Raw genomic sequence first — 12,863 nt, 5'->3', positions numbered from 1 at the left:
GCGCCGGCTGCCACCGCCACGAGCGACAACTCCGCCACCGCGCCGTCGGGCCAGTTCGCGATCCGCCAGGTACGGGTGTTCGACGGCGAACGGGTGCTGCCGTCGGCGACGGTGCTGGTGCGCGACGGCTTGATCGCCGAAGTCGGCACCGACCTGCCGGTGCCGGCGGAGGTGCCGAGCATCGACGGCGCCGGCCAGACCTTGCTGCCGGGCCTGATCGATTCGCACACCCACAGTTGGGGCGACGCCCGCGCCGACGCGCTGCGTTTCGGCGTGACCACCGAACTCGACATGTTCTCCTCGTATCAGCAACTGCAAGCCGCGCGCGGCGAACGCGCCAGCCGCGCCCGCACCAGCCAGGCCGATCTGTGGTCGGCCGGCACCCTGGTCACCGCCAAGGGCGGCCACGGCACCCAATACGGTTTCACCATCCCGACCCTGGACGATCCGGCCCAGGCCGAGGCCTTCGTCGATGCGCGCATCGCAGAAGGGTCGGACTACATCAAGTTGGTGCTGGAACAATTGCGCGACGGCGAAGGCAAAGCGCACCTGCCGAGCCTGTCGGAAGCCTCGCTGCGCGCGGCCATCGCCGCGGCGCACAAGCGCGGGCGGCTGGCGGTGGTGCATGTTTCGCTTGCCGAGGAGGCCGCGCTCGCGGTCGATGCCGGCGCCGACGGTCTGGTCCATATCAACGGCGACCGTCTCGACGACCCCAAGCTGATCCAGGCCATGAGCAAGCGCCAGGTCTTCGTGGTGCCGACCTTGACCGTGCTGGCCTCGATCGCCGGCGCCGATGAGGGCAAGCGCCTGGCCGCCGACGCGCAGATCGCGCCGTGGCTGCAGCAGGCGCAGAAAGACAGCCTGGCCACCGGTTTCCCGGTGGTCGCCTCGCGCGCGCCGCAATTGCAGAACGCGCTCGATAACGTGCGCCGCCTGCACGCGGCCGGCGTGCCGCTGCTGGCCGGCACCGACGCCGGCAACCCGGCTACCGCGCACGGCGCCAGCCAGCACGGCGAACTCGCACTGCTGGTCCGCGCGGGCCTGAGCCCGACCGAGGCCCTGCGCGCGGCCACCTCCGAGCCGGCGCGCCGGTTCAAGCTGGCCGACCGCGGTCGGATCGCCCCGGGCCTGCGTGCCGATCTGGTCCTGGTCGACGGCGACCCGACCGCCGATATCGCCGCGACCCGCGCGATCCGCACCGTCTGGAAGAACGGCTACCCGGTGGCGCGCGCGCCAAGCGCCAGCGTGCCGACGTTGCGCCCCGGCGCGGTCGCGCTGCACCAGGACGGCAAGCCGCTGCCGCAGTGGGTCGCCACCAGCGACGGCTATTTCGGCGGCAAATCGACCTCGCGCCTGGAACCGGTTGCGGCCGCCGTGCCTGCGCTCGCGGCCAAGGGCGAGATCGTCGCCGGCGCCGCCCAGGCCTGGGGCGGGCTGATGTACAGCCCCGCGCCGACGATGATGGGCGCCACCGACGCCAGCGGCGTGCGCGAGGTGAGTTTCCGCGTGCGCGGCGACGGCCGCGGGCTGATGGTGCTGGTGTTCTCCGGCCCCAACGCCGCCGGCCAGCCGGCCGTGCAGATGGTCCAGAGCAGCTCCGAATGGCAGCAAGTGAGCGTGCCGCTGAGCGGCCGCGGCGACATCGATCCGGCCCGTCTGCGCGCGGTCGCGGTCAGCGCGATCGGCGCGCCGGGGCCGTTCGCGTTTGAGATTCAAGCCTTCGAACTCCGCTAAAGTCCGCACCGATCGTGGCGGGCGAGTGCCAGAACAGTCAGAGGTTTACAGTGGCCTTGCACTCGTTCCCCACCTTCGAGCAACGCGTAGCTAGCGCAGTACGCGCCGTGATCGGGGTCCGGTTCGCCGGGCCGCGATCGACTTTCAGGATCCCGACCATGCGCATGCCCGGACCGCCGCTGGACACCCAAGACAACCTGTTGGGTTGGCATCTGGCGTCGCTGCTGTACCTGAGTTTCGTCTTCATCCCGGTGTTCCAGTGGCCGGCGCCGTGGTGGATCTTCGCCATGGCGATCGGTTCGGTGATCGTGTTCCTGCCGCTGTATTGGGCGTTCTATCGCGGCGGCGCCACCTTGCGGCTGTGGCTGGTGCTGGCGGTGGCGGGGATCGGCTTGGTCACCGTGCCGTTCGGGATCGGCGGCGGCACCTATCTGATCTTCGCCGCGGGCATGATCGCCAGCTTTCTGCCGCTGGGGCGCGGGATCGTGCTGACGGCGGCCTTGTTCGCGCTGTTCGGCGTGGAATCGATCGCGACCTTGCCGCCGGAGGGATCGCCGTTGTTCGGCGTGCTGATCCAGGTGCTGGTCGGCGCGATCGTGTTCACCGGCGTGTTGGCCGCGCGCTCGCGCGAGCGCCGCAACGCCGAGCTGCGGCTGACCCAGGAAGAAGTACGGCGCCTGGCCAGTCTGGCCGAGCGCGAACGCATCGGCCGCGACCTGCACGATTTGCTCGGCCACACCTTGTCGGTGGTGGTGCTGAAATCGCAACTCGCCGCGCGCCTGCTCGAACACGATAAAAAGGCCGCGCAGGATCAGATCAGCGAAGTCGAACGGGTCGCGCGCGAAGCGCTGACCCAGGTCCGCGAAGCGGTCGCCGGCATCCGCGCCAACGGCCTGCAGGCCGAACTGGCGGCGGCGCGGCTGGCCTTGCTGGGCGGTGAAATCAGCCTGGACCACAAACTCGCGCCGGTCGACATCCCGGCCAACGTCGAAGCGGTGCTGGCGCTGGCGCTGCGCGAATCGGTGACCAACGTGCTGCGGCATGCGCGCGCGCGCCGGGTCGAGGTCGAACTCACTCAAGATGCCCGCGGCGGCATCGTGCTGATCGTCGCCGACGACGGCCGCGGCGGCGTTTCCGGCGAAGGCCACGGCCTGACCGGCATGCGCGAACGCCTGCGCTCGGTCGGCGGCGTACTGGAAATCGAAAGTCCCAACGGCGCGGGCACGCGCCTGAGCCTGCTGGTGTCGCGCGAGGCGCTCGCCGCCGCGCGCCGGCTGCCGGCGCCCACTGCCGCCACCGGGACCGGACGCGAACCGGCCCTGCTCGAACGAGGTACCGCATGATCCGTTTGTTGCTCGCTGAAGATCAGGCCCTGGTGCGCGGCGCGTTGGCCGCGCTGCTGAACCTGGAACCGGACATCGAAGTCGTCGCCGAGGCCGGCGACGGCGCTCAGGCCTGGGAGGCGGTCAAACGCGTCCAGCCGGACATGGTGGTGACCGATATCGAGATGCCGGGGATGACCGGCATCGATCTGGCGATGCGGGTGCGCGATTCGGGAATGCCGACGCGGGTGGTGATCGTCACCACTTTCGGCCGCGCCGGTTATCTGCGCCGGGCGATGGATGCGGGGGTGCGCGGGTATTTGCTGAAGGATGCGCCGGCGGGGCAGTTGGCCGAGGCTTTGCGCCAAGTGCATCGCGGTGGCCGCGCTATCGACCCGCAGTTGGCGGTGGCGGCGTGGAGCGACGAAGACCCGCTGACCGAGCGCGAGCGGCAGGTGTTGCGGTTGGCGGGCGAGGGCTTGTCCACCGCCGAGATCGGCGAGCGACTGCATTTGAGTCAGGGGACGGTGCGCAACTATTTGTCTGAAGCGATCGGCAAGCTCGATAGCAGCAATCGGATCGAGGCGTATCGGCGGGCTCGGCAGAATGGGTGGTTGTAGGGGCGACAGCAACAGCAACAGCAACAGCAACTGCAAATCCCCCCCCTAGCCCCCCTTTTTCAAAGGGGGGAACCCTTCGGATGGAGCGTCGGACCTGCCAGACCCAGCGCACTTGCTGTTCCCCCCCTTTGAAAAAGGGGGGTTAGGGGGGATTTGCTCTTGCTCCACCCCGCTTTTTTGGCGATCCACCCCAACACCCGGATAATGACCGCCTCCCCGAGACCGACCCCGGCCCCCATCGCCGCCGTGTCTCGCCCGCGCCCCTAGGCTCCAGCCGGTTTCTGACCGCTACGGCCGCTGCGGCGCTTCGCGCTCAATCTCTCCGGTTTCCTTGAAAAAGTCCGACTTCAACTACGAACTCCCGCCCGAGCTGATCGCCCAGGCGCCCCTGGCCGAGCGTTCCGCCAGCCGCCTGCTGGTGGTGCCGCCGGCCCCGGCCGCGCGCGAGGACCGCGTGTTCCGCGATCTGCCGCAGTTGCTGCAGCCCGGCGACCTGCTGGTGTTCAACGACACCCGGGTCATCCCCGCGCGCCTGTTCGGCCAGAAAAGCACCGGCGGCCGGGTCGAGATCCTGATCGAGCGCCTGCTCGGCGGCAGCGAAGCGCGCGCGCAACTGGGCGTGAGCAAATCGCCGAAAGAGGGCGCGCGCATCGCCCTGGACGCCGGCGGCGAAGCCGAGGTGCTGGGCCGCGACGGCGAGTTCTACCGCCTGCGTTTCCACGTCCCCGAATCGCTGGAGCAATGGCTGCTGCACGCCGGCCGCCTGCCGCTGCCGCCGTACATCCAGCGCGAACCCGGCCAGGACGACGCCGAGCGCTACCAGACCGTGTTCGCGCGCGAAATCGGCGCGGTCGCCGCGCCCACCGCCGGCCTGCACTTCGACGAAGACCTGCTGGCGCAACTGCGCGAGCGCGGCGTCCAGTTCGGCCACGTGACCCTGCACGTCGGCGCCGGCACCTTCCAGCCGGTGCGCGCCGACAGCCTCGACCAGCACGTCATGCACAGCGAATGGCTCAACGTCGGCGCCGGCCTGATCGACCAGATCCGCCGCACCCGCGCCGCCGGCGGCCGGGTGATCGCAGTCGGCACCACCGTGGTGCGCGCGCTGGAAAGCGCCACCCGCCAGGGCGGCGGCGAACTGCAGCCGTTCGCGGGCGAAACCCGCTTGTTCATCCTGCCGGGCTACAAGATCCGTTCGGTCGATGCGCTGATCACCAACTTCCACCTGCCGGAAAGCACGCTGCTGATGCTGGTGTCGGCCTTCGTCGGCAAGCAGACGATGTTCGATGCTTATGCGCATGCGATCGCGCAGCGGTATCGGTTCTTTTCGTATGGGGATGCGATGTTGTTGTGGCCAACCGCAGAGGTTTAGCCCCGCCGCGACATCCCGAAGCAAAGAACCCCCAAGCCAACCCCGAACACCCGAAACACTTCCCAAAACCCGTCATTCCGGCGAAAGCCGGAATCCATTTTGATTCTGCTCTTGCTCCAGATCCGCCCAAAGCCAAAGCAAGATCAAAATGGATTCCGGCTTTCGCCGGAATGACGGGTAGGGCGACAACGCCGGCCAACCTGCCGTGCCGATCGCACCGAACATTCCACTGCCCCGCGCGTCGCCCCATGCGTCCCGCCCCATACCAAGGAACCCGCGCATGAGCCGCATGTCCTTCCAACTCCTCGGCAACGACGGCGCCGCGCGCCGCGGCCGGCTGACGTTCCCGCGCGGAACCGTCGAAACCCCCGCGTTCATGCCGGTCGGCACCTACGGCTCGGTCAAAGGGATCATGCCCGAGCAAGTCCGCGACCTCGGCGCGCAGATCATTCTCGGCAACACCTTCCACCTGTACCTGCGCCCGGGCCTTGACGTGATCGGCGACCACGGCGGCCTGCACGGCTTCGCCCGCTGGAACGGCCCGATCCTGACCGACTCCGGCGGCTTCCAGGTGTTCTCGCTCGCCCACCGGCGCAAGATCACCGAACAAGGCGTGACCTTCGCCTCGCCGGTCGACGGCAGCAAAGTGTTCCTGGGGCCGGAAGAGAGCATGCACATCCAGCGCGTGCTCGATTCGGACATCGTGATGATCTTCGACGAATGCACGCCGTACCCGGCCACTGTCGAGGTCGCGCGCAAATCGATGGAACTGAGCCTGCGCTGGGCCGAGCGCTCCAAGAAAGCGCATGAGGGCAACGACGCGGCGCTGTTCGGCATCGTCCAGGGCGGCGTCCACCACGACCTGCGCACGCGTTCGGCCGAAGGCCTCAAGGCACTCGGCTTCGACGGCTACGCAGTCGGCGGCCTGGCCGTGGGCGAGCCCGAAGAAGAGCGCAACGCCATGCTCGAACACACCTGCCCGCAGCTGCCCGAAGACCGCCCGCGCTACCTGATGGGCGTGGGCCGGCCCGAGGACTTGGTCGAATCGGTCGCGCGCGGGGTCGACATGTTCGATTGCGTGATGCCGACCCGCAACGCCCGCAACGGCCATTACTTCACCGCCCAGGGCACCGTGCGGGTGCGCAACGCCAAGTACGAGCGCGACCTGCGCCCGATCGAGGAAGGCTGCGACTGCTACGCCTGTTCCAACGGCTTCAGCCGCGCCTACCTGCGCCATCTGGACCGCTGCAACGAAATGCTCGGGCCGATGCTGGGCACCTTGCACAACCTGCGCTACTACCAGCGCTTGATGGCGCAGATGCGCGAGGCGATCGAGCAGGGAACCTTTGCCGCCTTCCGCGAGTCTTTCTACGCCGCGCGCACCGGGTAAGGCGCGAACCGCGGTCCCGCGGCCGCTCCAGCCCGGTCCGGCCGCCGGTTTTGGCCCGTCGTCCCCGCACAGGCGGGGCCCCAGGGCCTTGTCGCGGCATGGCTCTGAAGTCTCTGGATCCCCGCCTGCGCGGGGATGACAGGGGCAGGAGCCGGTAGCGGCGGGGAGGGCGGCAGCGCCCCGGTCACCCGCCAAAGCGTGCGCCAAGCCCCAATTCGGCCCCAGCCGTACCCCCAACCCAGCCGTGGCATAATCCCCGGCTATTTTTAGTTTCAGGACCTTCCAGATGAATCTGCTCGACCTTCTGATCGCCCCCGCGTACGCCCAGGCCGCTCCCGCCGGCGCCGCGCCGGGCGGCCTGTTCGGCGGCGGCCTCGGCGGCCTCGTTCTGCCGCTGGTGCTGATCGCCGTCATGTACTTCCTGATCTTCCGCCCGCAGATGAAGCGCGCCAAGGAACACCGCTCGATGCTGGACAAGCTGTCCAAGGGCGACGAAGTGCTCACCAACGGCGGCATCGCCGGCACCGTGACCGACATCGGCGAGAACTTCATCACCGTGGAAATCGCCGCCAACGTGCGCATCCGCGTGCAGAAGGGCGCGATCGCCAACGTCCTGCCCAAGGGCACCTTGAAGTCGGCCTGAGCCGACGCCACGCCATCTACACAAGCGGCGGCCGGGGAGGTCGCCGCAGGGGTTCTCGATGCTGACCTTTCCGCGCTGGAAATACTTCGCCACCTTGATCGTGCTGATCGTCAGCGTGATCTATGCGCTGCCTAACGCGTATCCGCAGGACCCCTCGGTCCAGATCACCGCGGCGCGCGCCGGCACCACCGCGATCGACGCGGCGCTGGCCAAGCGGGTCGACGGCATCCTGGCCCAGGCCAAGCTTCCTTCCAAATCGATCAAGGTCGAAGACGGCAACCTGATGGTTCGCCTCAACGACACCGATGAGCAGACCAAGGCCTCCGACTTGCTGCGCCCGCAACTGGGCAGCGATTACGTGGTCGCGCTGAGCCTGGCGCCGACCGTGCCGGCGTGGCTGCAATCGCTCGGCGCCAAGCCGATGCCGCGCGGCCTGGACTTGCAGGGCGGCGTGCACTTCGTGATGCAGGTCGATCAGGCCGCCGCGCTGGACAAGCGCCTGGAAGCCTACGTCGAAGACGTGCGCGCGACCTTGCGCGACAACTCGGTGCCGTACACCTCGGTGGTGCGCCGCGGCAACGAAGCCATCATCGCCACCCTGGCCGCCAACGCCGACGCCGACAAGGCGCAGAAGCAGTTGCGCGTCGCCTTCCCGACCCTGACCCAGAACCTCGACAACCGCACCCTGACCCTGGAAGTGCCGCAGTCGGAACTGCAGCGCATCTCGCTGGAAGCGATCGAGCAGAACCTGACCACCCTGCGCAACCGCATCAACGCCTTCGGCGTGGCCGAGCCGGTGATCCAGCGCCAGGGCACCGACCGCGTGGTGATCCAGCTGCCGGGCCTACAGGACACCGCCGAAGCCAAGCGTCAGATCGGCGCCACCGCGACCCTGGAATTCCGCGCCGGCGTGGGCACCCGCGCCGACGCCGCCTCGGCGGTGCGCGACCGCAACGTGCCGCCGGAAGCGCGCGTGTACTACGACCAGAACAAGCAACCGGTGCTGCTGTCCAAGCGCCTGTTGGTCTCCGGCGACCAGCTCATCAACGCCGTGCCGGGCAACGACCCGCAGACCGGCCAGCCGATGGTCAGCATCACGCTCAACGCCATCGGCGGCCAGCGCATGCTCAACCACACCCTGGAAAACGTCGGCAAGCCGCTCGGCATCGTCTACGTCGAACAGGTGCCGGAAACCAAGATCGTCGACGGCAAGGAAGTGCGCACCACCCGCACCGACGAGCGCGTGATCAGCAACTCCACCATCCAGGGCGTATTCGGCAAAGAATTCCGCACCACCGGCCTGAGCCCGGAAGAAGCCGCCAGCCTGGCCAAGCAGCTCAAGTCCGGCGCCCTGGCCGCGCCGATGACCTTCGTCGAAGAGCGCGTGGTCGGCCCCAGCCTGGGCGCGGACAACGTCAAGCGCGGCACCACCGCGGTGATGTACTCCTTCATCTTCGCGCTGACCTTCTTCCTGATTTACTACCGCATGTTCGGCCTGATCACCTGTCTGGCCCTGCTGCTGAACCTGCTGATGGTGGTCGCGGTGATGTCGCTGCCCTTCGTCGGCGCGACCATGAGCTTGCCGGGCTTCGCCGGTCTGGCCTTGTCGGTCGGCATGTCGGTCGACGCCAACGTGCTCATCAACGAACGAATAAGAGAAGAGCTACGCGCCGGGGTGCCGCCGCAAGCGGCGATCGCCAGCGGCTACGACAAGGCCTCGGGCACCATCTTCGACTCCAACATGACCGCGCTGCTGGCCGGCCTGGCGTTGCTGATGTTCGGCACCGGCCCGCTCAAGGGCTTCGCGATCACCATGATCGTCGGCATCCTGACCTCGGTGTTCACCGCGGTGACCGTGTCGCGCGGCATCGCCACCTTGATCTACGGCAAGCGCCGTAAGCTCAAGTCCATCGCGATCTGACGGGAAGAAACCAGACATGAAAATTTTCCCGCTGACCCTGCTGCCCAACGACGCCAACATCAACTTCATGAAGTTGCGGTGGCTGTCGATCGCCATCGCCGCCATCATCATGTTCGTGGCGATCGGCGCGATGGCCACCCGCGGCTTCAACTTCGCCCTGGACTTCACCGGCGGCAACCTGGTGGAAGTGCACCTGGACAAGCCGGCCAACCTCGACGACGTGCGCAACCGCCTCGCCGCCGAGGGTTACGACAGCGCCCAGGTCCAGACCTACGGTTCGGGCAACGAGCTGTTGATCCGTCTGCAGCCGCGCGAAGGCGACAGCAACGCCGCCGCCACCACCCACGCCGCCGAAGCGGTGATGAAGTCGGTGACGGTCGACGGCAACACCGGCAAGGTGCTGCGCAACGAATTCGTCGGCCCGCAGGTCGGTAAAGAGCTCGCGCTCAACGGCGTGTACGCGCTGGTGTTCGTGGTGGTCGGCTTCCTGATCTACATCGCGTTCCGGTTCGAATGGAAATTCGCGGTGGCGGCGATCATCACCACCTTGCACGACGTGATCGTGGTCGCCGGCTGGTTCGCCCTCAGCGGCCACGAGTTCGACCTGACCGTGCTGGCCGGCATCCTGTCGGTGATGGGCTACTCGATCAACGACACCATCGTGGTGTTCGACCGCGTGCGCGAGAACTTCCGTTCGATGCGCGCCGATCCGGAGACCGTGCTGAACAAGTCGATCAACCAGACCCTGTCGCGCACGGTGATCACCTCGTTCGTCGCGTTCCTGACCGTGATCGCCCTGTACATCTACGGCGGCGGCTCGCTGCGCGGCATGGCCGAATCGCAGATGCTCGGCATCATCATCGGCACCTTGTCCTCGATCTTCGTGGCGTGCCCGCTGCTGACCCTGGGTTTGCTCAAGGTCACCAAGCAGGACTTGCTGCCCAAGGCCAAGGACGACGCGGCGCTGGCGCGCCGCCCGTAAGCGGTCGGTTATTGGAGTCACGGAAAAGGCCGCGCCAGTCGCGGCCTTTTCTTTGCCGCGCGATTGCATACCTGAGAATCCGATTGCCGGCGTGATCTTGAGACATCACGGTCGCGGCTCGCGCCGCTCCTACAGTCGGAATCGCGGCCACGGCCGCTACCTGTAGGAGCGGCGCAAGCCGCGACCGCGACAATGACTGCCCGGCGTAACCCGCATCAAACCGACACCGGCCGTACAACCCGCCCCTGGAAAATCTCCGCAGGCTCCCCCATGCAAAAGGGAACCCGCCAGCCGGAGCGAAGCCTCCGCCAGCCTCCTTAGCCACCCGCGCCCGCCCGACGCGAGCGCCGACCAGGAGATCGCTTTGGAAACTCCCGCATCCCCCGCACAACCCAACGCCGAACAGATCGAATACTGGAACGGCCCCGTCGGCCAACGCTGGCTGACCTACAACGACTGGCTCGACGAACGCACCGCCGCCTACGGCCGCGCCGCCTTCCAGGCCGCCGCGCCCCAGCCCGGCGAAGCCGTACTCGACATCGGCTGCGGCGCCGGCGCCACCTCGTTCGAACTCGCGCGCGCCGTCGGCGCCCAGGGCTCGGTGATCGGCGTCGACATCTCCGCCCCCTTGCTCGGCCGCGCCCGCGAGCGCGCCGCCGCCCAAGGCCTGTCGGTGGACTTCCGCGAAGCCGACGCCAGCCGCCCCAGCTTCGCCCCCGCCAGCTTCGACCTGCTGTTCTCGCGCTTCGGCGTGATGTTCTTCGACGACCCCACCGCCGCCTTCGCCGAACTGCGCAAGACCCTCAAACCCGGCGGCCGGCTCGCGTTCGCGTGTTGGCAGGGGCCGGAACTCAACGACTGGTACGAACTGCCGCTGACCGCCATCGCCGACTTCGTCGAACGCACCCCGGTGGACACGCGCCAACCCGGCCCGTTCGCCTTCAGCGATGCCGACCACATCCGCGAAGTGCTGACCGCGGCCGGTTTCGGCTCGATCGAACTGCAGCCGTTCGCCACCCCGTTTTATCTCGGCCGCGGCGCCACCCGCGAAGCGATGGCCGACGATGCGATGGAGCAGGTGTTCCGGGTCGGGCCGATCGCGCGGTTGCTGGAGGCGCAGAGCGAGGAGGTCAACGCGCGGGCGCGGGTGGCGATTCGCGCGGCGTTGTTGGGGCTTGCAGGTGATGAGGGGTTGGAGGTGGGTGGTGCGACCTGGATCGTTACCGCTCGGGTTTGAATTCGAAGCCGAGTAGGCGCGAGTTTTCTGGCTTGCCTGCCGTGTAAGCGCAATCCACACAGGGCGGCTCCGAGAGCCGCCAACACAGCCGCGCCGCGCAACCTTCCCACCGTCATTCCGGCGAAAGCCGGAATCCATTTTGATCTTGCTTCGCCCGCGACGAAGAATCGGGGTCCGGCGCCCGCGGCGCTTTTTCTGTTGGCAGTCGGCGCTCAAATCCGCATCGCCTACAGCGCTATGCTAAGCCTGTTGGGAGGGCCTTTGAAGAACATGCTTACCTCGCTAGATGCAATCGAACTGCACGACGCGAATCTGCTCTCGCTGTCGACCGATTACCACGAGCGCAGCGTCACCATCGCGGTCGCTTACTACCCATCGAGCGACGCCGACACGCGCGTCGAGGCGCGACTGAAGTTCTTTCAGGTGATCAGAACGCAAGTCACCGCCGATCTGGATGAGCTGAGCGCCAACGCCCGGGCCGGCAACATCAGCCACTGGGTGCCTTCGCCGGGTCCGGGTACGACTTGCCTGAATTTGGTTCGTGGTTTCATCGCTATTACCGCCGAACGCATGGAGTTCGACAGCGCGGACGCATAAGGTGTCGATATGTATCCACACGTCAGTTTCCTAACGTGTGGCAAGGGGCGTCGCGCGCGCATCGGGGCGCAGCCTTGGCTCGGTGGCGCTCTTCCGATCGCAATGCAGAAGGATTTTTGAGCTTGAACGAGAGCAGCGATCACGCTCACGCCGAACGGTTGATTCACGCCATGGCCGAGTACGTCGGCACAGGGCAAGCTGCGCTTTTGCAGTCGGTCGAGGCGGATATCGGGGCGATGCCATTGCGTACGGTCTGCATCAATTTGCTCAGCTGGTTGAGTAGCCGCAGTCGGATGCCGACGATGGTTTCGAACTCGAAACGATTTTGGGGGACAGGTTGGAGCACGTTGTCGGTACTGCTGTCGAATTCGAGCCTGTTTGCGCAGGTGTTCGAGTTGGAGGGCGATTCGGTTGTGTTGACTCCCGGCCTGACACCCGAACAGGTTCGTCGGCTGTGCGAGCGGGTAGCGGAGATTCATCGGCCGCGGATGTTCATTACCCGTCGTAGACCGGTTTGAATGCGGCGGCCGGATTTCAGCCCGGCTGGGATTGTCGCTACTGAATCACGCGAAAAGCGTGGGTATCGGAGTCGTTCGATGCGGCTTGTCGTCGGAGAGCTTGGGCATCGATTCAAGAACGCCGGGGGCTGCCCCGGTAGGGCCGGCGTGGAGTAGAGGGTGTCGCGCCTGCGGTGTGCTCGGGTCAGGTTGGGCGCATGGTCTTGAGGTTGCGATCCATCTGTTCGGCCCAGAGCCAAAACACTTGTGCCAGAGCGTTGCGGCGGGATTGATCGCGTTGGGCGAAAGCGGGCGCGGGTGCAGTGAGCGGGTCGATGGTGCCGGCGATGCCGATCAGTTCATCGTGAAAGGCTTGCAGGGCCAAGAAGGTATCGAGAGGAACGACCACGGTCCGCGTGCGCGGTGTGGGCGAGGTTTTTCGTGGCATGAGCGCGTTCCTTGTCCATGGACGGATGACCCGCGCAGCGCGGATGCGCTGGCAGGATGTCGGGAGGCTAGAAACCGCGAACAAACGGCGGGCGTATTTC

Annotated in this window: 12 protein-coding genes; 11 read left to right on the top strand and 1 reads right to left on the bottom strand. The window is 67.2% G+C overall.

Translation table 11 applies throughout. From position 1 onward, the window contains the following. The 11 genes from V7787_RS43955 to V7787_RS43905 form a co-directional block, all read left to right on the top strand. On the top strand, positions 1-1,734 hold a 1,734-nt coding region (locus tag V7787_RS43955; protein WP_336093972.1), incomplete at its 5' end, for a CIA30 family protein. A 158-nt stretch (positions 1,735-1,892) separates the two neighbouring features. Continuing rightward, a complete protein-coding gene (locus V7787_RS43950) occupies positions 1,893-3,077 on the top strand; it encodes a sensor histidine kinase (RefSeq protein ID WP_336093970.1) in 1,185 nt (394 codons plus the stop codon). Next, a complete protein-coding gene (locus V7787_RS43945) occupies positions 3,074-3,676 on the top strand; it encodes a response regulator transcription factor (RefSeq protein WP_336093968.1) in 603 nt (200 codons plus the stop codon). Before V7787_RS43950 ends, V7787_RS43945 begins: the two co-directional genes overlap by 4 nt. Positions 3,677-4,007: 331 nt before the next feature. Further along, positions 4,008-5,048: a tRNA preQ1(34) S-adenosylmethionine ribosyltransferase-isomerase QueA gene (gene queA, locus V7787_RS43940; RefSeq protein ID WP_336093965.1), complete on the top strand. Its 1,041-nt coding sequence runs from the start codon at positions 4,008-4,010 to the stop codon at positions 5,046-5,048. A 289-nt stretch (positions 5,049-5,337) separates the two neighbouring features. Beyond that, positions 5,338-6,438 (top strand): tRNA guanosine(34) transglycosylase Tgt, encoded by a 1,101-nt coding sequence (tgt, locus tag V7787_RS43935; RefSeq protein ID WP_336093974.1) that lies wholly within the window; start codon positions 5,338-5,340, stop codon positions 6,436-6,438. Between the two features lie 286 nt (positions 6,439-6,724). After that, entirely contained in the window at positions 6,725-7,081 is a 357-nt protein-coding gene (gene yajC, locus V7787_RS43930) for a preprotein translocase subunit YajC (RefSeq protein WP_336093963.1), read from the top strand. 58 nt (positions 7,082-7,139) lie between these two features. Continuing rightward, positions 7,140-9,002 carry a protein translocase subunit SecD gene (secD, locus tag V7787_RS43925; RefSeq protein WP_336093961.1) on the top strand — a complete coding sequence of 621 codons (1,863 nt, stop codon included), beginning with the start codon at positions 7,140-7,142 and terminating at the stop codon, positions 9,000-9,002. Between the two features lie 16 nt (positions 9,003-9,018). Beyond that, positions 9,019-9,984, top strand: coding sequence for a protein translocase subunit SecF (secF, locus tag V7787_RS43920; protein ID WP_336093959.1), 966 nt, complete (start codon positions 9,019-9,021; stop codon positions 9,982-9,984). Positions 9,985-10,348: 364 nt separating this feature from the next. After that, on the top strand, positions 10,349-11,221 hold the full coding sequence (locus V7787_RS43915) for a class I SAM-dependent methyltransferase (RefSeq protein ID WP_336093958.1): 873 nt from the start codon (positions 10,349-10,351) through the stop codon (positions 11,219-11,221). A 270-nt stretch (positions 11,222-11,491) separates the two neighbouring features. After that, the gene (locus V7787_RS43910) at positions 11,492-11,818 is read left to right on the top strand and encodes a hypothetical protein (RefSeq protein ID WP_336093956.1); all 327 of its coding nucleotides are present in this window, start codon (positions 11,492-11,494) and stop codon (positions 11,816-11,818) included. A 122-nt stretch (positions 11,819-11,940) separates the two neighbouring features. After that, a complete protein-coding gene (locus tag V7787_RS43905) occupies positions 11,941-12,336 on the top strand; it encodes a hypothetical protein (protein ID WP_336093955.1) in 396 nt (131 codons plus the stop codon). A gap of 184 nt (positions 12,337-12,520) precedes the next feature. On the opposite strand, the gene V7787_RS43900 is transcribed toward V7787_RS43905, so the two are convergent. Continuing rightward, a complete protein-coding gene (locus V7787_RS43900; protein WP_336093954.1) occupies positions 12,521-12,763 on the bottom strand; it encodes an XAC0095 family protein in 243 nt (80 codons plus the stop codon). Positions 12,764-12,863: the final 100 nt, after the last annotated feature.

This window comes from Pseudomonas sp. CGJS7, assembly GCF_036961695.1.
This window is presented reverse-complemented; position numbering and strand designations above follow the sequence as displayed.